Source organism: Pseudonocardia charpentierae (assembly GCF_031845345.1).
Classification (GTDB): Bacteria; Actinomycetota; Actinomycetes; order Mycobacteriales; family Pseudonocardiaceae; genus Pseudonocardia; species Pseudonocardia charpentierae.
The window spans coordinates 180488-200319 of record NZ_JAVREJ010000009.1 but is presented as its reverse complement, the minus strand read 5'-3'; the positions used below and the strand labels follow the sequence as shown (position 1 = coordinate 200319).

The window sequence follows — 19832 nt, the reverse complement described above, 5'->3', positions numbered from 1 at the left end:
GTGACGGTGACGGTGCGCTACTACGCCGCGGCCCGCGCCGCCGCGGGCGTCGAGACGGAGGCCGTCGAGGTGCCACCCGGCGCGACGGTCGACATCCTGCTCAAGACCGTGGGCGCGACGCACGGCAACGATTTCGGCCGGGTGCTCGGCCGGTGCAGCTTCCTGCTGGACGAGGTCGCGGTCCGTGACCGGGAGCTCTCTCTGCACGACGGTGCACTCCTCGACGTGCTGCCACCGTTCGCCGGCGGCTGACGACGGCACCCGCCGCGACAAAAAGCCCGAAACGGACCATTGCCGCAGGTCAGGCCTGCCCGCGAGCGCCGTTTTGTAACGGATGAGTCGTGCACCGTCAACGTCCTTGCCTTCTCTTGCCGCCGTTCCGGCTCGCCCATACGCTCCGTGCACCTCGGGATCTTCCCGACTTCCGCCTTCAGAGCGACAGCACGGCAAGGGCGCCAGGTTCGTGACGACCCCCAGGTGAGGACGGTGCCATGACGCAGACCGAAGCTCCACGCAATTCTCTCGACGCCGAACAGGCCGGATACAAACAGTCGCTCGGGCGCCGCCACGTCCAGATGATCGCGATCGGCGGGGCGATCGGCACGGGCCTGTTCCTGGGCTCGGCCTCCCGGCTGCACAACAACGGCCCGGCACTGCTGTTCACCTACGCCTTCGTGGGCGTCATCGCGTACTTCCTGATGCGGGCGCTGGGCGAGCTGGTACTGCACCGCGCCACCTCCGGCGCCTTCGTCTCCTACATGCGGGAGTTCTACGGCGAGAAGTGGGCCTTCGTCACCGGCTGGATGTACTGGCTGAACTGGGCGCTCACCGGGATCGCCGAGCTCTCGGCGGTCGGCCTCTACGTGCAGTACTGGTTCCCGCTGATGCCCACCTGGGCGACGGTGCTCATCGCCCTGGCCGTGGTGCTGGTGGTCAACCTCCTGTCGGCCAGGGCGTTCGGCGAGTTCGAGTTCTGGGCGGCGATCGCCAAGGTCGGTGCGATCGTGATCTTCCTGGTCGTCGGGCTCGTGGTCGTGATCGGCGGGTTCAGCATCGGCGGCCACGAGGCCGGCTTCCACAACCTGTGGAGCAACCCCGGCGGGTTCTGGCCGAGCTCCGGTGACTTCAACTGGTACGGGCCGATCCTCGCCATGTCCGGCGTGGTGTTCGCCTACGCCGCGATCGAGATGGTCGGCGTGGCGGCCGGGGAGATGGAAGACGCGAAGACCGAAGTACCGAAGGCGGTCAACGCGGTCATCATGCGCATCGCCGTCTTCTACTGCGGCTCGATCCTGCTGCTGGTGTCGATGCTGCCCACCTCGGAGTACAAGTCCGGCACCAGCCCGTTCGTGACGGTCTTCGAGCGGCTCGGCCTGACCTGGATGACCACGGCGATCCAGGTCGTGCTCATCATCGCCGCCCTGTCGAGCCTGAACGCCGGTCTGTACTCGACCGGGCGCGTGCTGCGCAGCCTGGGCATGAGCAAGCAGGCACCTCCTTTCACCCTCAAGATGAGCAGCCAGGGCGTGCCCTGGGCCGGCATCGTCATGACGTCGGTGGTGTACGTCTTCGGGTCGCTGCTGAACTTCTTCGCCCCCGACGCGTTCGAGATCGCCCTCGAGGCGGCCGCGATCGGCGTGATCTTCACCTGGGGCACGATCTTCGTCTGCCAGATCCGGCTGCGACAGCTGAGCGACCGCGGGGTGATTCCACCCAGCACGTTCCAGATGCCGGGCTCCCCGTACACGAGCTACATCGGGCTGGCCTTCCTCGCGCTGGTGGTCGTCGGCATGGGCATCTCCGGCTGGCAGAGTTCGCCCTACCTCAGCCACAAGGTCAACTTCCTGGTGGTCGTCTTCGGGATCCCGCTCATCGCCCTCGCCCTCGCCATCGGCTGGCGGGTGGTGAAACCGAAGGTCGTGGAGAACACCGGCGACAGGCTCAAGCCGGTCTGGTCGGACGACGGCCCGACCTATGGAGAGGGCGTCGGCCCCGACGACCTCGACGTCGCCGAGCACGACCCGGTCACCAAGGGACGCGACTCGGAAGACCTGAACGACGACGGCAGCTTCGTGCGGCGTGACGATGACGGGAAGGACTCGCGGTGATGGGAAAGCTACGGCGGGCGGGCGTGGTCGTCGCCCTCGCCGGGTTGATCGTGACCACGCTGGCCGCCTGCGGGGGCTCGAGCGAGGGGCCGAACCAGCAGCCCGCCCCGATACCCGGCGCGGCCAAGCTCGACAAGGTCACCATCGGCATCTCGTTCGACCAGCCCGGACTCGGGTTCAAGGACGGCGACACCTACAGCGGCTTCGACGTGGAGACGGCGAAGTACGTCGCCAAGGCGCTGGGCGTTCCGGAGTCCGGGATCACCTGGGTGCAGGCCGATCCGGGCAACCGGGAGTCCCTGCTCACCAGCGGCCAGGCCGACATGGTGTTCTCCACCTACACGATCACCGACGCCCGCAAGCAGGTCGTCGACTTCGCCGGCCCGTACTTCGTCGCCCACCAGGACCTGCTGGTCCGGCGCAACGAGACCGAGATCAGCGGACCGACCACGTTGGACGGCAAGGACCTGTGTTCCGTGCCGGGCACGACGTCGGCGGAGAACGTGCTCAACTTCTACCGGGGGCGCATCCAGCTCAAGGAGCTCCCGCGGTTCTCCGACTGCGTGCAGGCGCTGAACAACAGCGAGGTCGACGCGGTGACCACGGACGACGTGATCCTCGCCGGCTTCGCGGCGCAGCCGCAGTACCAGGGCAAGCTCAAGGTCGTCGGTAAGGGCTTCTCCGACGAGAACTACGGCGTCGGGATCAAGAAGGGCAACACGGCGCTGGTCGACCAGGTCAACGCCGCGTTGAAGCAGTACGTGGCCGACGGGTCGTGGGCCGCGGCGCTGCGGATCACCGTCGCGCCGTCCGGCTACCGGCTGCCCGGGCCGCCGACTCCGGGCGCCGCCTGACTGGTGCCGTCACACCGCCCCCGACCGAGCTGCGGTCGGGGGCGGTGTGACGTCCGGGTCATGCCCGTCCCGGTGAGGCCCACTCCTCGACGGCGACGTAGTTCGACACGTTGTCCATCCGGCGCTGGACGGCGGAGATCTCCCGGACCGCCTGGGCGATCACGCTCCGGTCCAGCGGCGACAGCCACTTCAGCGTGACGACGTCGGTCGGCTGCTCGCCTGCCCCGTACTGCCGGATCTGGTAGCGCAGACGCAGCCGCTGCAGCACGTCGAACACCTCGATCAGCGTGGCGGCCGAGTCGGCCGGGAGCATGGCGGAGCCGGACGCGGCCCGGAGCCGTTCGGTGGTCGGCAGCACGGCCGAGCCCACGCTCAGCGCGGCCCAGCGCGCGACATTCACGACCGGCAGCAGCCCGTGCGTCTTGATGTCGAAGGTCTCCTGGCGACGGGCCGGGAACCACGCCGACCGGAGCTTCGCCCGGTACGCCAGCGACTCGCGCAGCAGCAGCCGCATCGTTCCCGGATGCTCACGCAGATCGTTGAACACGCGGCTCACGGCAGGGAGGCCCGGATCCCCGTGGATGGGACGGCCGTCCACGAGCAGCGAGGTCATCATGGCGCCGTTGTGGTCGGCAGGCGCCGCCAGCCACTGCCGAGCGGCGGCGCGCCAGTCGGCGTTCGTCCGCGAGAACATGGCCGCCTGCGCTGTGGTGCCGTGGCCGTCCGCGCTGAGGCCTGCGGTGGCCAGCACGCCCGAGACCTCGGCGAACGCGGCGCGGTAGGCCGGCACGGTCTCGGCGTCGACGGCGTCGTCGAACGCGACCGCCGAGTCGACGTCCGAGCTCAGCACCGCTTCCCTGCGGCCGTTGCTCCCCAGCGACAGCCAGGTGAAGGCGTCGACGGACAGTTCCGGGTGCCGGGCGAACACCAGACCGATCGCCCGCCGGATGATCGTGTCGAGGAAACCGGAGTACACCGCGATCACCCGGCCGGCGCCCAGCCCACGCGACAGGAGATCGCCGAGCATGGGCGGGACCCGACCCGCGAATGTGGCCAGCTCCTCGATGCTCGTGGCCCGGCGCAGCTGCTCGTGCAGGGAGACCCCGACGGTGATCGGCGAGATGGCGAAGTCACGGGGGCACACGACCCCGCGGAGCACCCCGGCGCGGTCGGTCACCAGGAGGAACTCGGCGTCGCGTTCGAGCAGCAGCATCAGCGCCTCGGCGGCGGTGTCGTCCAGGTGCACGACCGGTGCCGTGGTGTCCATGATCTCGCGCGCAGGCGTGCTGGCCGATCGGCCGTCGACCAGGACCCGGGCGCGCAGCACGGCGTCGGTGATCAGGCCGAACCGTCCGCCGCCGAGGTCGACCACGGCCGGGACGCCCCGGTCCGTCATCCACCTCGCGACCTCGCCGACCGTGGTGTCCGGGTCGACGAGCAGCGGTTCGCGCTCGATCAGGTCGTCGACGCTGCTGTAGCTCGGCACGTCCGTCGCCCGGCGGTCCGGCACCATGGTCTCGACCAGGAACCGTGCCCCGCTGCGGGTCGCGAACGCCGGCCCCGCGAGCGACGCGGGAATGCGCGCCACCGTGGCCGCGCCGCACGCGACCGCGCGCGGGCCGAGCGACCGCCCGGTGAGCATCGCCCGGAAGCCGAACACGTCGCCGGGCCCGAGGATGTCGTCGGGGTCGGACGACGCCTGACGGGAGTCGTTCCACAGGACGGCCACCTGCCCCGCGACCACGACGAACACCTCGTCGGTCGGCTCCTTGAAGCCGTCGTGGATGAGGGCGGCGTCGTCGAACCGTTCGACATGCGCGTCGTGGGCGATCTCGTCGAGCGCCTCCGGACCGAGCGCCTCGAAGGGCGGATGCTCGGCCAGGAAAGCCGCAAGACCAGCCGGTTCCACGGCGGTCATGCTGCCACAGCACGGCCACAGGATGGGCGGCCCGGCGCGATCAGCCCGACGTCGCCACGTCGCGGTACGACCGGAAGGTGCCCGCGGGCGTCGTCGCCGTCTCCGCCGCCAGCACGGCGTGCGCCACGGCCCTGCTGACGACGTCCGCGGCGGCGGCGTGCAGCGCCATGAGCCCGGCGACGTCGAGGACCGGACGCGAGCACGTCGCGAGCCCGAACACCGTATCGCCGTCCACCGCCGTGTGCACCGGCGCGAGTGCGCGGGCCAGCCCGTCGTGGCCCATCGTCGCCAGCCGCCCGCACCCGGCCTTGTCCAGGGTCGCGTCGGTGGCGACGACCGCGAGGGTGGTCGCCGTGCCGAGCCGCGGTCGGACGGAGTCGGCAATCGCCTGCAACGCCGCACGCGCCGCTGCGCCGACGCGCGGCTGCGCGAACTCGCCCGGCAGCCCGAGCCGCGTCGCGTGCAGCTCCCCGGTCGCCGGGTCCACGGCCGAGCCGGCCGCGTTCACGGCCGCGAGGGCCGCCACGGTGGTGCCGTCGTCGAGGACCGCGCTCGCCGTCCCGATCCCGCCCTTGAGGCCGCCCACCAGGGCACCGGTCCCGGCCCCGACCGCACCTTGGGTCACCGGCCCGCCGGACGCGGCGTCGACGGCCGCCGAACCGGTCGCGGCGGTCGGGCGCAGCGCGGGATCGTCCGCCGGGCCGCCGCGGCCCAGGTCGAACAGCACCGCCGCGGGCACGATCGGCACCACCGCGCCGGGGACCGGGAAGCCGACACCCGCGGCGGCGAGCCGCGTCATGACCCCGTCGACGGCGGCGAGCCCGAACGCACTGCCGCCGCTCAGGACGACGGCGTGCACGCGCTGAACCGTGGTGTGCGGCTCGAGCAGGTCGGTCTCGCGGGTGCCCGGCGCGGCACCCCGGACGTCGACCCCGGCGACGGCGCCGTCCGGCGGGGTGAGCACGACGGTGGTGCCCGACAGCGCGGTGGGCACCTGTGCGTGTCCGACCCGGAGGCCTGCGACGTCGGTCAGGGCGTTGTTCGGTCCGGGGTGCACGTCGCCATCGTGGAGCGCACCGCCCGCCACCGCACGCCCCGACGTACACGAACGCACGACTCAGGTACGCGAGTCTTGCGTTCGTGCACGCGAGTCCTGCGTTGCGGTCAGCCGGCGCGCAGCCGCCGGACCAGCAGGACCACCAGCACCAGGAGCAGGCCGCCGCCCAGCACCGGGACGAGGCGCTGCAGGACCGGTGCTCCGGCGGTGTCGAGCAGGTCGATCGCGTCGACCTCGCTGCGCACCGGGGCGCGCAGGCCCGTCCCGCCCGCGGCCGAGGCCGGGGCTGCCGCGGTGCGGGCCGTGGAGGACGGCGTGGACACCGGCGACGTCGTCGCGGGATCCGGGGCGACCTCCGCCGAGACCGGCGCCTCGACCTCCGAAGCGCCGGGAGCCCCCGGAGCCGCCCCGTTCGACGACGCGGTCCGCTCCGCGACCGAGTCCGAGATCGCCTCCGAGCCCCCCGCCGGTGCCGGCGCAGGCCGAGCCGGCTGGGCGGAGGGCGCCGGGATGTCGGAGGTCGCCTCCGACGCGGGTGCGGCCGTCGCCGCCACCGGCACGGCCTCCTCCGCCGTGGACTCCTCAGGGGCCGGCGCCAGCTTCCGCGCCACACACGCGGCGAACTGCCCGATGATCTTGTCGGCCACGTCCGAGATCACCCCGCGGCCGAACTGCGCCGGCTTCCCGGTGATCGTCATGTCGGTGACCATCGAGACGGCCGTCCGGTCAGCCCCCTCCGCCGCCAGCGAGGCCGTCACCGTGGCGTTCGCCGTGCCGTTACCGCGCGAGTCGCGCCCGTTGGCCTCGATCACGACCTCGTGGGCGGCCTCGTCGCGGGTGACGTAGGTGCCCTTGCCCTTGTAGGTCATCGCGATCGGGCCGAGCTTGACCTTGACCGTGCCGGCGAACGAGTCGCCCTCGTACGTCGTGAGCGTTGCGCCGGGGAAGCAGGGGGCGACTGTCTCGGGGTTGTTGAGGGCCGCCCAGGCCTTCTCGACCGGCGCGTCGATCGTGAAGTTGTTCTCGAGCTTCATGGAAGTCTCCTCCACAGAAGACGAACGCCCGCCCCGGAGAGGGGCGGGCGTCCGAAAAGGTCGTCAGCCCGCCGCAGCCAGCACCGCGCGGCCGGTGAGGACCCTGGCGAGGTGCTCACGGTAGTCCGCGGCGGCGTCGGCGTCGCTCGGCGCCGCCGTGCCCTCGGTGACGCGCTCGGCCGCCGTCCGCACGGCCTCGGCCGTCGCCGGCTGCCCGACCAGGGCCTCCTCGACGCCACGCGCCCGCAGCGGGGTGGTGCCCATGTTCGTCAGCCCGACCCGGGCCTCCGCGATCGTGCCGCCCTCGACCCGGACAGCCGCGGCGATCGCCACCATCGACCACGACTGCGCGGTGCGGTTGAACTTCTCGTAGTGGCTGCCCCAGCCCGTGTACTTCGGGAACCGCACCTCGGTGAGGATCTCGTCCTCGCCGATCGCGGTGGTGAAGTAGTCGACGAAGAACTCGTCGGCCGACACCGTCCGCGTACCGCCCGACCCGGCGATGACGAACTCCGCCTCCAGGGCCAGTGCTACCCCGCCGAGGTCACCCGCGGGATCGGCGTGCGCGAGCGCGCCGCCCAGGGTGCCGCGGTGCCGGACCTGGTTGTCGGCGACGGTGGCCGTCGCCTGGGCCAGGAGCCCGAGGTGCTCGCCGACCAGGTGGTTGCGCAGCACCTCGTGGTGCGGTGCCATCGCCCCGATCGCGATCCGGTCGCCGTCGTCGCGGATGCGCCGCAGCTCCGGGATCCCGCCGAGGTCGATCAGCACGGACGGCGCGGCCAGCCGCAGCCGCAGCACCGGGATGAGGCTCTGGCCGCCGGCGAGGATCTTGGCGTCCTCGCCGCCCGCCTGCAGCGCCGCCACGGCCTCCTCGACCGTGCCGGGCTTGACGTAGTCGAACTGCGCGGGAATCACTGGACCTCTTCTTCCTGCGGGTTGTTCGGGTCGATCGAGCCGAGGCCTGCGCCTGGCGAGTGGGTGTCGACCGGCGTCTCCTGGGTGGCGCGTCCTTGCGCCGCCTGGACCGCCCGCCACACACGCTGCGGCGTGCACGGCATCTCGACCTCGTTGACGCCCAGGTGCCGCACCGCGTCGATCACCCCGTTGACGATCGCCGGGGTCGAGGCGATCGTGCCCGCCTCGCCGACGCCCTTGACGCCCAGTGGATTGCTCGTGGCCGGCGTCGTCGTGCGGTCCGTGGTGAAGCTCGGCAGGTCCGAGGCCGAGGGCAGCGTGTAGTCGACGAACGTGCCGTTGACCAGCGTTCCCTGCTCGTCGTAGTTCGCCTCTTCGAACAGCGCCTGCGCGATGCCCTGGGCGAGGCCGCCGTGCACCTGGCCCTCGATGATGAGCGGGTTGAGCGCGTTGCCGACGTCATCGACGCAGACGTACTTGCGGATCGTCACCCGCCCGGTGTCCGTGTCGACCTCCATCGCGGCGAGGTGCGTGCCGTGCGGGAACGAGAAGTTGTCCGGGTCGTAGGTGGCGTCGGCGTCGATCGACGGCTCGACGCCGTCGGGCAGGTCGTGCGCCGCCCACGCGGTCGTCGCGACCTCCTGGATCGTCACGCCCTTGCCCGTGCCCTTGACCCCGAACCGGCCGCCGGAGAACTCCAGGTCGTCCTCGGACGCCTCCAGCATGTGCGCGGCGATCGTGCGGGCCTTCGCGACCACCTTCTCCGCGGCTTTGACCACGGCGATCCCGCCCACGGCCAGCGACCGCGAGCCGTAGGTGTCCATGCCCTTCGGCGAGATCTGGGTGTCGCCGTGCAGCACCTCGATGTCCTCGAACGGGACCCCGAGCTGGTCCGCGACGATCTGGCTCCACGCCGTCTCGTGACCCTGACCGTGCGCCGAGACGCCGGTGACCACCTCGACCTTGCCGAACGGGAGCATCCGGATCGACGCGTTCTCCCAGCCGCCTGCGCCGTACGCCAGCGACCCGAGGACGCGACTCGGGGCGAGCCCACACATCTCGGTGAAGGTCGAGATGCCGATGCCCAGTTGCACCGGGTCGCCCGACGCGCGCCGCTCCTGCTGCTCGCGGCGCAGCGCGTCGTAGCCGAGCAGTTCCTTGGCCTTCGCCGTGGCGGCCTCGTAGTTGCCCGAGTCGTACTCCAGCCCGCACACCGTGGTGAACGGGAACTCCTCGTGCTTGATCCAGTTCTGCTCGCGCAGCTCCAGCGGCTCACGACCCAGCTCGGCCGCCAGCTCGTCCATGATCCGCTCGATGGCGAACGTGGCCTCCGGACGACCGGCGCCGCGGTAGGCGTCGGTGGGCGTCTTGGACGTGAACACGTTCGTGCAGGCGAACCGGTACGCCGGGAACTTGTAGATCGAGTTGAACATGAACGCGCCGAGGATCGGGATGCCCGACGTCACGAGGCGCAGGTAGGCGCCCATGTCGGCGAGCAGGTCGACGTCCAGCGCGAGGACGGTGCCGTCGCGCTTGGCGGCGATCGTGATGTCCTGGATCTGGTCGCGGCCGTGGTGCGCCGAGAGCAGCGACTCCGAGCGCGTCTCGGTCCACTTCACCGGCTTGCCGAGCTTCACCGACGCCGCGAGGACGACGATCTCCTCGGGCGTGACCTGCAGCTTCCCGCCGAAGCCGCCGCCGACGTCCGGGGCGATGACCCGCAGCTTGTGCTCGGGCACGCCGGTGGTGGCGGCCGCCATCGTCTTGAGGATGTGCGGGATCTGCGTCGCCGACCACATGGTCAGCTGCTCGCCGGAGGGGTCGACGACCACGGAGCGCGGCTCCATGAACGCCGGGATGAGCCGCTGCTGGCGGAACCGGCGGCGGACCACGATCGCGTCGGGGTCGTTCTCCGCTGCGGCGATCGCCTCCTTCGCGCTGCCGCCGGTGCCGGCCTCACCGGAGTCGAACACCCAGTGCGCGCTGGCGTTCGTGCCCAGGTCCGGATGCAGCAGGGTGGCGCCCTCGGCGAGCGCCTCCTCCATGTCCAGAACGGGCGGAAGGTCGTCGTAGTCGACGAGGACGAGCTCGGTGGCGTCGCGGGCCGTGGCCGTGTCGCGGGCGATCACGACGGCGACGGCGTCGCCGGCGAAGTGCACGGTGTCGACGGCCAGCGGTGGCGCCTGCGGCGCCTTCTGGTCGGGGGTGACCGGCCAGGCGTTGGGCAGGCTCGCCTCGGCCAGCCCGAGGTCCGCGGCGGTGTAGACCGCGATGACGCCGGGCAGTGCGCGGGCCTCGTCGGCGTCGATCCCGGTGATCCGGGCGTGGGCGACGGGCGAGCGCACGAGAGCAAGGTGCAGCATCCCGGGCAGCGTGATGTTGTCGGTCCAGCGGGTCCGCCCGGTGATGAGGCGGGCGTCTTCCTTGCGGGTCCGGGACTTCCCGAATTCGCCTGTGGTGGGTTCGGCGGTCAGCTGGGTGTCGGTCATGGGTCAGCTCCCTGCCACGGGCGCGGGGGTCTCCACGGGAGCCGCCACGCCGGGCTTCATCGCGTGCGCGGCGCTCTGCACGGCCCGCACGATGTTCTGGTAGCCCGTGCAGCGGCAGAGGTTGCCCTCGATGCCCTCGCGGACCTCGTGCTCGTCCGGGTCGGGGTTGTCCCCCAGCAGGTCGACGGCCTGCATGACCATCCCCGGGGTACAGAAGCCGCACTGCAGGGCGTGACACTCGTTGAAGGCCTTCTGGACGGGGTGCAGTTGCCCGTCGCGGGCGAGGCCCTCGATGGTCGTGACCTCTGCGCCGTCGGCCTGGACGGCGAGCACCGAGCACGACTTCACGCTCTGCCCGTTCAGATGGACCGTGCAGGCGCCGCAGTTGCTGGTGTCGCACCCGACGACGGTTCCGGTCTTTCCCAGCCGTTCGCGCAGGTAGTAGACCAGAAGCATGCGGGGTTCGACCTCGTCGACGTACTGCACGCCGTCGACGGTGACCCGGACCTGTGCCATGAGCCCTTCCTCCTCGCCGCGGACCGCGACGGGTCGGGATGCCCATCGGGCCGCGCCGGTCTTCCGTGGTCGGCGCACGCGACCGCGCGCCGCGCCGGTGTGGCGGCGACCACATTGGATCGCCGATCAACGGCCACGGCAACAAGAGCGCGTCCCGCCGATACCCGCTGACGGCACGCCAGGGAGAACTGACGGCACGCACCGTGAGGTGGCTCCGCATCTACGGGTCTATTACGAGATGTTGCCCGCAGCCACGGAGTACAGCATCGACTGAGTTCACCCGTTCGATGCAATACTCTTGGTGGGTAGTCCGGGTCAGGAGACGTCCGGTCCGCTCTCGGCGGGCGGCGGACCGGGGCGCGGTGGAAACACGTCGACGGGGTCCGGCGAGTCGGGGTCCTCGCTCATGCCGCCACGAGGCGGGTCCAGGTGGGGCAGGCCCGCGGCGTCAGGCACCTCGGTCCCCTTGTCCTGCTCGTCCGGTCCGGTCATCGTCGACTCCTTCCCGTCGCGCTGCGGATGCCCGGCTCCCGGCCGCGCAAACCCCGGGCCGGTCGGTCGCAACGGCTCCAGCGTGCGATACCGCAGCGCGCCCCACCAGAGCCCGGCACCGTAGGCGAGGTCGTCGAGCCGGTGCGCCACGACGTGGCCGAGCAGCCCCGGCCGCACCGACGGGTCGCGGTCGCGGTGGCGCACCCAGTCGACCACTCCTTCGACGAGCGCGACGGCCGCGACCGTCCGGCGGGCCCGCGCCGAGACCGCGCAGGCCAGCGCGGTCAACGGCCAGTAGTGGCGGTTGATCGCGTCCGCGGTCTGGGCGACCGCGCCCACCGCGCCCAGCCCGACGATCCGGGCCGCCGCCGACCACGGCCGCGAGAGCTCCGGCAGCTGCGGCACCAGCCGCTGCACGGCCCAGGCGGCCACTCCCGCGGCGACGAGCGGGCGGCGGGCGAGCAGGGCTCCGGCGACCGCGGCCGCCCACGGGCTCAGCACCATCGGCGGCACCGCGCCGCGATGGCGTAGCGCGAGCGGGGCCGCGCCGGTTCCGTAGTAGGCCTTGCGCAGCCACCAGGCGCGCAGTCCCGTGCGGTGGTCGTGCGCGACCCGCGACGCCGGCTCGTAGCGCAGCCGCCAGCCCGCGGCGTGCAGGCGCAGGACGAGGTCGACGTCCTCCGCGACGTCCATGTCGTCGTCGAAGCCGACCCCGACGGCCGACCGGCGCACGAGCATCGCCGCGCTGGGCACGTACGCGACTCGGGTGCGCGGCACGACGACGGCCGGATCCGGGCCCAGGTCGAGCGACGAGCGCACCGCCTCGTACCGGCCGAGCCAGCCGCGGACCGGCGGCAGGGCCACGATCCTCGGGGCGACCAGTCCGACCGCCGGATCGGCCAGGTGGGCCAGCAGCGGCTCGAGCCAGCCGGGGGTCGGCAGCACGTCGGAGTCGAGGAAGGCGACGACGGGGGTCATCGCCTCCGCGAGCCCGGCGTTGCGCGCGGCAGCCGGACCGCGTGGGCGCGCGTGGCGCAGGACGCGGGCGCCGACCTTGCCCGCGACCGCCCGCAGGGCGTCGGGATCGGCGGACCCGTCGTCGACCACGATCACGCCGCCCAGGTCCGTCGGGAGAGCGGCCAGCAGCCGGGCGACGGCGCCGGTCCGGTCCTTGACCGGGACGACGACGGTCACCTGCTCCGGCCCGGGCCCGCCGGTGCCCGGGACGGGATGCACGACGCCGCCGTCGAGCAGCCGTCTGGCCAGGGCGCGTGACGTGGGGTCGGTGACGGCGAAACCGCCGTCGGCCAGCAGCGCACGACCGGCGGGAGTGAGCCGCAGCATGCGCGGAGGCGCACCGCCGAGCAGCACCCGGCCGCCGTCGAGCGCGACGACGTGCCGGTCGACGACGACGCGCAATCCGTCGGGCAGGGTGACGTCCGACGGCCCGGGCCGGTCCGGGGTCACACGCTCCACCGCCTCGACCATGCCCCGATCGTGACACGCTGACCGGGTGCCCTTCGACGGACATGAGCCTGCCTCGCCCGAGCCCGTCCTCCCGCGGTACGGCGAGCGGTCGTTGGCGGAGGTGCTGCCGGCTCTGATGGCCGCACTCGGACTGCCCGGCGGCCAGGACGGGATCGTGATCCCACCGGTGCGCGCCGCCGGCCTGCTCCTCATCGACGGGCTCGGCGCCCGGTTGCTGGACCGGTACGCGGCCGACGCGCCGTTCCTCTCGAGCCTGCCCGACGCCGGGCCGCTCACGGCGGGCTTCCCGTCGAGCACGTCGACGAGCCTGACGTCGCTCGGGACGGGGACGGTGCCGGGGCACCACGGGATGGTCGGCATCACGATGCGCGTGGGCTCCGGGCGGCGGGCGCGGCTGCTGCACACGCTGCACTGGACCGGGGTCGGTCAGAAGCCGCCTGTGGACCTGCGGGGCGACTTCCCGCCCGAGGGCGTCCAGTCCGGCCCGACGGCCTTGGAACGAGCCGCGGCGGCCGGCGTCGGGGTGACGGTGGTGTCGGCGCGGCGGTTCGAGAACTCCGGCCTGACGAGGGCCGCGCTGCGCGGCGGGCGGTTCCGCGGAGTCATGGCGCTCGGCGACCTCGCCGCGGAAATGATCACCTCGCTCAACGCTCCGGGCCGCCGGCTCTGCTACGGCTACCACGCCGACCTCGACGCGCTGGGGCACGACCACGGCCCGGGGTCGCTGCCGTGGCGGATGCAGCTCGGCGCCGTCGACCGGTTGGCCGCACTCGTCGCCGAGAACCTGCCGTCGGACGCGGTCCTGGCCGTGACCGGCGACCACGGGATGATGACAGTCGACCGGAAGGTCGACATCGACACGACCCCGGACCTGATGCGGGGCGTGGACCTCGTCGGCGGTGACGCCCGCGCCCGGCTGGTCTACGCCCGCTCCGGCGCCGCCGACGACGTGTTCGCGACGTGGCGGGAGGTCCTCGGCGACGGGGCGCTCGTCCTTCCGAGCGCACAGGCGGTCGCGGACGGCCTCTTCGGCCCGGTGGCCTCGCGGGTCGCCAACCGGCTCGGCGACGTGGTCGTGGTGGCCCGGGGCGGAACGGCACTCACCCGCACGCAGGTGGAGCCCGGCCTCGCGGCGCTGATCGGCCAGCACGGCGGCCTGACCCCCGACGAGCAGTGGGTCCCCCTCCGCCTGGCCCACAACGCCTGACCCCGCCGGCCCCACCCCGCGAGTCGGCACGTTCACCACCGCGAGTCCGCGACTTCGACAGCGCGAGTCCGCAACTTCGACAGCGCCAACGCGCGGGAACGAACGTGCGAACTCATGCCGACGAACGTGCCGACTCGCGCTGACGAACGTGCCGACTCGCGGGTCATCGGCAGAGGGCCTCGGATCAGCGGAGGCGGCCGCCGGCGTCGGGGGTCCAGCGGGTGATGGCGGCACGAAGCGAGTCGGACATCGCCGCGAGCAGTTGCTCACCCTCGTCCGCGGACGCACCGGCCGGATCGCCGAGCACCCCGTTCGGGCTCACGGCTGCCACCCCGCCCGCGCGCATCGTCGGCAAGAGATCCGCGAGCGGGGCCGTGTTGCCCGCAGCCCGCTGCGGACGGACGAGCGCGGGGCCGAGCGCGAGCATCAGCGACGTCTCCGTGCGGCCCGCGTGGGCGTCGCCGCCGGCGGCGCAGGCGAACCAGGCGGCGTCGCGCCTTTCGTACCGGAGCAGCCGGACGGCCTCGACGAGACTCGACAGGTTGCCGCCGTGGCCGTTGACGAACACCAGGCGGGCGGCCCAGCGGGAGGCCGACCGGCCCAGCTCGACCAGCAGCAGCCGCAGCGCCTCGTGCCCGATCGACACCGTGCCCGCGAAGCCCTCGTGCTCCCCCGAGGCGCCGTAGGCGACGGATGGGGCGACGAGCAGGGCACCGGTCGCTGCACGGGCGGCGACCGCCGCGGCGATCCGGGTGTCGGTGTCGAGCGGGAGGTGCGGACCGTGCTGTTCGACGGAGCCGACCGGCACGAGCAGCGTCGGCCGGCCGTCGATCTCCGGCCAGACTCGCTCGCCGAGCGTCACACGAGTGGCGCGAACCCGGCGAGCGGGCTCTCGTCGCACGCCTTGTCCGGGCGTCGGGTCAGAGTGAGCGGCACCGGCGCCTTCGGCTTGCGTGAGTTCCGGGGCGCGGACCGCGAGTGGTCGACGTCGGAGCGCGGGATCGCGACCTCGCCCGACCGGGCGGCCAGGGCCTGCTCGCCGAACCCGCGCACGCATTCGGGGTCGGGCCCGTCCAGCGGCAGCCCCGTGAAGAACTTCGCCGCCATGCACCCGCCCTGGCACGAGTCGAAGAACGAGCACGAGCTGCAGGCGCCCCCGGTCTGCGGCTTACGCAGATCCGCGAACAGGGCCGAGTCGCGCCACACGCCCTCGAACCCGCCCGGCGAGCGGACGTTGCCGGCCAGGAGGTTCTCGTGGATCGCGAACGGGCACGCGTAGACGTCACCGACCGGGTCGATCAGACACACCACCCGCCCCGCCCCGCACAGGTTCAAACCGGGCAGCGCCTGGCCGTAGGCCGAGAGGTGGAAGAACGAGTCGCCGGTCAGCACGCCCTCTCCGCGGGCGACGAGCCAGTCGTAGAGCGTGCGCTGCTGCGCCGCGGTGGGGTGCAGCTCGTCCCACACGTCCGCGCCCCGACCCGACGGGCGCAGCCGGGTGATCCGCAGCTGCGCGCCGAACTTGTCGGCGATCGCCTTGAACTCGTCGAGCTGATCCACGTTCTGCCGTGTCATCACCACAGAGATCTTCGGCTGGCCGAACCCCGCCTCGGCCAGGTTCTCCAACGCCCGCATCGCGGTGTCGTAGGAGCCCGGGCCCCGCACCGCGTCGTTCACTGAAGCGGTCGCCCCGTCGAGGGAGATCTGGATGTCGACGTAGTCGGTCGCCGCCAGCTGCGCGGCGCGACTCTTGTCGAGCTTGATGCCGTTGGTGGAGAACTTGACCCCCACCTGGTGGCCGATCGCGTAGTCGAGCAGCCCCCAGAAGTCCGGGCGCACGGTCGGCTCGCCGCCGCCGATGTTGACGTAGAAGACCTGCATCCGCTGCAGCTCGTCGATCACCGACTTCGCCTCGGCGGTCGAGAGTTCGCGCGGGTCACGGCGGCCCGACGACGACAGGCAGTGCACGCAGGCGAGGTTGCAGGCGTAGGTGAGCTCCCAGGTCAGGCAGATCGGGGAGTTCAGGCCGTACTGGAAGTGGTCGACCAGCTTCATGGAAGCTCCCGCTCTTCAGCCGAAAAAGGTTCGATGGTGCCGTTGTCGGCCAGGCCGGCCAGGGCGCGGAGATAGGCAGGGCGCTGCGCGGGATCGACGTCCGCCGCGTCGAGCGCGGAATGCACGTCGGGGTGCTCGGCCAGCCCGGAGACCACCGTCACCAGCTGCGGGGTCTTCAGGAATGACAGCCGACGGGTGCCGAAGTGGTACACCAGCGCCCCGAACGGCTCCGGCCGCAACGCGACCGACGGGCTGCACCGGTACCCGCGAGCCGGGTCGAAGGTCGACCCGGCCCGCACGCGCTGGCTAGTAGACACCGCACATGCCGTCGATCGAGACCTCCTCGACCAGGGTCTCCTCGACGACACCATCCTGAATGTCACGAGTTTCGACGTTCTGCTCCTCGGCCATGTGTCCTCCTCGGGTGGGTCGCGTGGTCGGACGGTAGGTCGACGCCGGAGCTGCCCACAAGGAAAGCGGGCAGAGCCCGTCCGTTCGGAGAGCAGCGGACAGGTCGCCTCGGAGGGGGCGCCGGCTGGCACGCTCAGGGCATGACCGGTCGCCTGCTGCACCTCGTCACCGCCTCAGACTGGGAGGACGCCCGCGCCCGCGGCACCCTCGCGGCCTCCGGCGACGGGTTCGTCCACCTGTCGACCCCCGAGCAGGTGCAGCTGCCCGCCGACCGGCTCTTCGCGGGGCGCACCGACCTGCTGCTGCTCGTCGTCGACCCCACCGGGCTCGACGTCCGGTTCGAACCCGGGATGCCCTACGACCCGCCCGGGATGCGGTTCCCGCACGCCTACGGCACGGTCCCGACCTCGGCCGTCGTCGCGGTTCTGCCGTATCCGCCCAGCTCGGACGGCACGTTCCCGGCTCCGCCGGAGCTGCCCGCGCCCTGACCGGGGCGGGGAGCGGGACCTGCCCGATCGGAGGGTTAGGCCCCGCCCCGCGTGACGGTCTTTGCCCTCGGCGGGACGTGACGGGCCTAACGTCCGGCTCGATCCACCCGTCACGCAAAGGGGCCACGATGCAGGTAGACGAACTTCTCCAGCCGTTCCCGATCAAGGAGTTCCACCCGTTCCCGCGGGCGCTGCTGGGACCCGGCTCGCACGAGCTCATCGGTCCGGAGGCCCTCAAGCTGGGCTTCAAGAAGACGCTGGTGATGACGTCGGGGCTGCGGGGCAGCGACATCGTCCACAAGATCGTCGAGTCGCTGAAGTGGCACGGGCTCGAGGTCGTCCTGTACGACAAGGTCGAGTCCAACCCCAAGGACTACAACGTCATGGACGCCGTGGCGCTGTACCAGCAGAACGCCTGCGACAGCTTCGTCTCCATCGGTGGCGGCTCGTCCCACGACGCCTGCAAGGGCGCGCGCGTGTCGGTCGCGCACGACGGCCGCAACGTCAACGAGTTCGAGGGCTTCAACAAGAGCGAGAACCCGAAGAACCCGCCGCACATCGCGGTCTCCACCACCGCCGGCACCGGCTCGGAGACCTCGTGGGCCTACGTCATCACCGACACGACGACGGACCCCGACAACCCGCACAAGTACGTCGCCTTCGACGACGCCTCGGTCACCAGCCTGGCGATCGACGACCCGGTGCTCTACTACAGCTGCCCGATCGACTACACCGCACAGTGCGGGTTCGACGTGCTCGCGCACGCCTCGGAGCCCTACGTCTCGCGGCTGAACTTCGAGCCGTCGCTGGGCAACGCGATCCGCGCGATCAAGCTGACCAACGACAGCCTGCGCGAGGCCGTCTGGAACCCGACGTCGCTGGCCGGCCGCGAAGGCATGATGTACGCCCAGTACATCGCCGCGCAGGCGTTCAACTCGGGCGGTCTGGGCATCATCCACTCGATCTCGCACGCGGTGAGCGCGTTCTACGACACCCACCACGGCCTGAACAACGCCGTCGCGCTCCCCCGCGTGTGGGCGTTCAACATGCCCGTCGCGTACAAGCGCTTCGCCGAGATCGCCGAGGCCATGGACATCGACACGCACGGCATGACCAAGGTGCAGGCCGCGGAGGCGGCGCTGGCCGCCGCGATCCGGCTGCTGCGCGACGTGGGTATCCCGGAGCGGTTCGTCGACGTGAAGCAGGACAGCTACTCGAAGAACAGGCTCGGCGTCGGCCCGACGAAGTTCTACGAGAACGCCTCGGTGATCAAGGGTGACGCCGACGACGTCGACCGCATCACCAACCACGTCCTCGGCGACGCCTGCACCCCTGGCAACGCCAAGGAGTGCACGTTCGAGACGGTCCGCCCGGTGGTGGACCACTGCATGAACGGCGACCTGGACGACCTCCTGTCCTGAGCCGACGGTCGACGGGGGCGCCGCTTCGGGCGGCGCCCCCTCACCCCCTGAGTGACACTCCAGCTCGAGGATCGGAGCAGCATGACGCAGTCGCTCGACGCCCCCTTCGCAGAAGTCGACGACGTGGTCGACGCCCTCGGGGCGCAGGGCTACATCGCCGACACCCGCCTCGCCACCACCGTCTTCCTCGTCACCCGGCTGGAGAAGCCGCTGCTGATCGAGGGCCCGGCCGGCGTCGGCAAGACCGAGCTGGCGAAGGCACTCGCCGCCGCCACCGGCCGGCGGCTGCTGCGGCTTCAGTGCTACGAGGGCCAGGACGAGACCAAGGCCCTCTACGAGTGGGACTACGGCAAGCAGCTGCTCTACACCCAGATCCTGCGCGAGAAGATCGGCCAGGTCGTCGCGGACGCCCCGGACCTGGAGTCGGCGGTCGACCGCATCGGGGCGCAGGAGAGCGTGTTCTTCTCCGAGCGGTTCCTCGCGCCGCGCCCCCTGCTGGAGGCGATCCGTTCCGAGGAACCGGTGGTCCTGCTCATCGACGAGGTCGACCGCGCCGACGAGGCGCTGGAGGCCGTGCTGCTGGAGACGCTCGCCGAGAACCAGGTGTCGGTGCCGGAGGTGGGCACGTTCGTCGCGAAGCAGCCCCCGTACGTCATCCTGACCAGCAACAACACCCGCGACCTCTCCGCCGCGCTCAAGCGCCGCTGCCTGCACCTGTTCCTCGACTACCCGACGGCCGAGCGTGAGCTGGAGATCGTCCGGTCGAAGAAGACGGGGCTGCCCGACGCGCTGGCGGCGCAGCTGGTGGAGATCGTGCGCGGGATCCGGGAGCTGGAGCTGCGCAAGTCGCCGTCGATCTCGGAGACGATCGACTGGGCGCGGACGCTGGCGGTGCTCGGCGCGGAGGAGCTGACGGCGTCGATGCTCTCGGACACCGCGGCGGTGGTCGTGAAGTACGACCGCGACGTCCGGCGCACGCTCGAGGCGCTGCCCCGGCTCGTCGACCCCAACGCGTCGGTGCCGGAGCACGGGCACGGACATGGCCACGGACACGGGCATGGCCACGGGCACGACGACGACCAGCACCACGACCCGGTGACCCCCGCCGACGACGGCGAGCTCGACGGGCGCACGGTGCGTGCCGCCAAGGACGCCGAGGGGCGCCACGACGCCGCCTACTACCGGACCCGCGACTCGGTGCAGCCCGAGCGCCCGCCGGGCCCGAAGCCGACGGTGACGGCGGACCGCGGGAGCCGGAGCTTCGGCGCGGGCCTGGGCCGCCGCCGCGCGCTGTGAGCGCCGCCGGTATGCAGCGAAAGCGGCGTTGGGTGCACTCAACGCAGCGAACGCCGCTTCCGCTACATCGAGGCGACCCCGGG

At 72.0% G+C, this 19832-nt stretch carries 18 protein-coding genes; 7 read left to right on the top strand and 11 right to left on the bottom strand.

The genetic code is table 11. From position 1 onward, the window contains the following. The 3 genes from RM445_RS15115 to RM445_RS15105 all read left to right on the top strand — a co-directional run bounded on the left by RM445_RS15115 (position 1) and on the right by RM445_RS15105 (position 2962). Positions 1-252: a MoaD/ThiS family protein gene (locus tag RM445_RS15115; protein ID WP_311556881.1), complete on the top strand. Its 252-nt coding sequence runs from the start codon at positions 1-3 to the stop codon at positions 250-252. A gap of 239 nt (positions 253-491) precedes the next feature. Then, positions 492-2108: an amino acid permease gene (locus tag RM445_RS15110; RefSeq protein WP_311556880.1), complete on the top strand. Its 1617-nt coding sequence runs from the start codon at positions 492-494 to the stop codon at positions 2106-2108. After that, positions 2108-2962: a glutamate ABC transporter substrate-binding protein gene (locus RM445_RS15105; RefSeq protein ID WP_311556909.1), complete on the top strand. Its 855-nt coding sequence runs from the start codon at positions 2108-2110 to the stop codon at positions 2960-2962. The genes RM445_RS15110 and RM445_RS15105 overlap by 1 nt, the downstream gene beginning before the upstream one ends. A 58-nt stretch (positions 2963-3020) precedes the next feature. Here RM445_RS15105 and RM445_RS15100 read toward each other — a convergent pair whose 3' ends face one another. The 7 genes from RM445_RS15100 to mftF form a co-directional block, all read right to left on the bottom strand. Continuing rightward, on the bottom strand, positions 3021-4880 hold the full coding sequence (locus RM445_RS15100; protein WP_311556879.1) for a putative nucleotidyltransferase substrate binding domain-containing protein: 1860 nt from the start codon (positions 4878-4880) through the stop codon (positions 3021-3023). Positions 4881-4920: 40 nt separating this feature from the next. Next, a complete protein-coding gene (locus RM445_RS15095; RefSeq protein ID WP_311556878.1) occupies positions 4921-5937 on the bottom strand; it encodes a P1 family peptidase in 1017 nt (338 codons plus the stop codon). Between the two features lie 107 nt (positions 5938-6044). After that, positions 6045-6971, bottom strand: a complete 927-nt coding sequence (locus RM445_RS15090; RefSeq protein WP_311556877.1) for an SRPBCC family protein — start codon at positions 6969-6971, stop codon at positions 6045-6047. A 63-nt stretch (positions 6972-7034) separates the two neighbouring features. After that, on the bottom strand, positions 7035-7886 hold the full coding sequence (locus RM445_RS15085) for an FAD binding domain-containing protein (RefSeq protein WP_311556876.1): 852 nt from the start codon (positions 7884-7886) through the stop codon (positions 7035-7037). Next, entirely contained in the window at positions 7883-10375 is a 2493-nt protein-coding gene (locus RM445_RS15080; protein ID WP_311556875.1) for a xanthine dehydrogenase family protein molybdopterin-binding subunit, read from the bottom strand. The genes RM445_RS15085 and RM445_RS15080 overlap by 4 nt, the downstream gene beginning before the upstream one ends. A 3-nt stretch (positions 10376-10378) precedes the next feature. Continuing rightward, positions 10379-10891, bottom strand: coding sequence for a (2Fe-2S)-binding protein (locus tag RM445_RS15075; protein WP_311556874.1), 513 nt, complete (start codon positions 10889-10891; stop codon positions 10379-10381). A gap of 315 nt (positions 10892-11206) precedes the next feature. Further along, a complete protein-coding gene (gene mftF / locus RM445_RS15070) occupies positions 11207-12871 on the bottom strand; it encodes a mycofactocin biosynthesis glycosyltransferase MftF (protein ID WP_311556873.1) in 1665 nt (554 codons plus the stop codon). Between the two features lie 25 nt (positions 12872-12896). Between mftF and RM445_RS15065 the strand changes: the two genes are divergently transcribed. Beyond that, on the top strand, positions 12897-14078 hold the full coding sequence (locus RM445_RS15065) for an alkaline phosphatase family protein (protein WP_311556872.1): 1182 nt from the start codon (positions 12897-12899) through the stop codon (positions 14076-14078). 184 nt (positions 14079-14262) lie between these two features. Here the strand turns inward: RM445_RS15065 and mftE are convergent, their stop codons facing one another. The 4 genes from mftE to mftA are packed head-to-tail and all read right to left on the bottom strand — an operon-like array spanning position 14263 to position 16544. Next, entirely contained in the window at positions 14263-14940 is a 678-nt protein-coding gene (gene mftE, locus RM445_RS15060; protein WP_311556871.1) for a mycofactocin biosynthesis peptidyl-dipeptidase MftE, read from the bottom strand. After that, positions 14937-16133 carry a mycofactocin radical SAM maturase gene (gene mftC / locus RM445_RS15055; protein ID WP_311556870.1) on the bottom strand — a complete coding sequence of 399 codons (1197 nt, stop codon included), beginning with the start codon at positions 16131-16133 and terminating at the stop codon, positions 14937-14939. Before mftC ends, mftE begins: the two co-directional genes overlap by 4 nt. Next, positions 16130-16432 (bottom strand): mycofactocin biosynthesis chaperone MftB, encoded by a 303-nt coding sequence (gene mftB / locus RM445_RS15050; protein WP_311556869.1) that lies wholly within the window; start codon positions 16430-16432, stop codon positions 16130-16132. Before mftB ends, mftC begins: the two co-directional genes overlap by 4 nt. A 7-nt stretch (positions 16433-16439) precedes the next feature. Continuing rightward, positions 16440-16544: a mycofactocin precursor MftA gene (mftA, locus tag RM445_RS15045; protein WP_311556868.1), complete on the bottom strand. Its 105-nt coding sequence runs from the start codon at positions 16542-16544 to the stop codon at positions 16440-16442. Between the two features lie 140 nt (positions 16545-16684). Here mftA and RM445_RS15040 point away from each other — a divergent pair, with 140 nt between their 5' ends. The 3 genes from RM445_RS15040 to RM445_RS15030 all read left to right on the top strand — a co-directional run bounded on the left by RM445_RS15040 (position 16685) and on the right by RM445_RS15030 (position 19749). Beyond that, positions 16685-17032, top strand: coding sequence for a DUF952 domain-containing protein (locus RM445_RS15040; protein WP_311556867.1), 348 nt, complete (start codon positions 16685-16687; stop codon positions 17030-17032). A 128-nt stretch (positions 17033-17160) separates the two neighbouring features. After that, a complete protein-coding gene (mdo, locus tag RM445_RS15035) occupies positions 17161-18453 on the top strand; it encodes an NDMA-dependent methanol dehydrogenase (protein WP_311556866.1) in 1293 nt (430 codons plus the stop codon). A gap of 81 nt (positions 18454-18534) precedes the next feature. Continuing rightward, entirely contained in the window at positions 18535-19749 is a 1215-nt protein-coding gene (locus tag RM445_RS15030; RefSeq protein ID WP_311556865.1) for an AAA family ATPase, read from the top strand. Positions 19750-19832 lie beyond the last annotated feature (83 nt).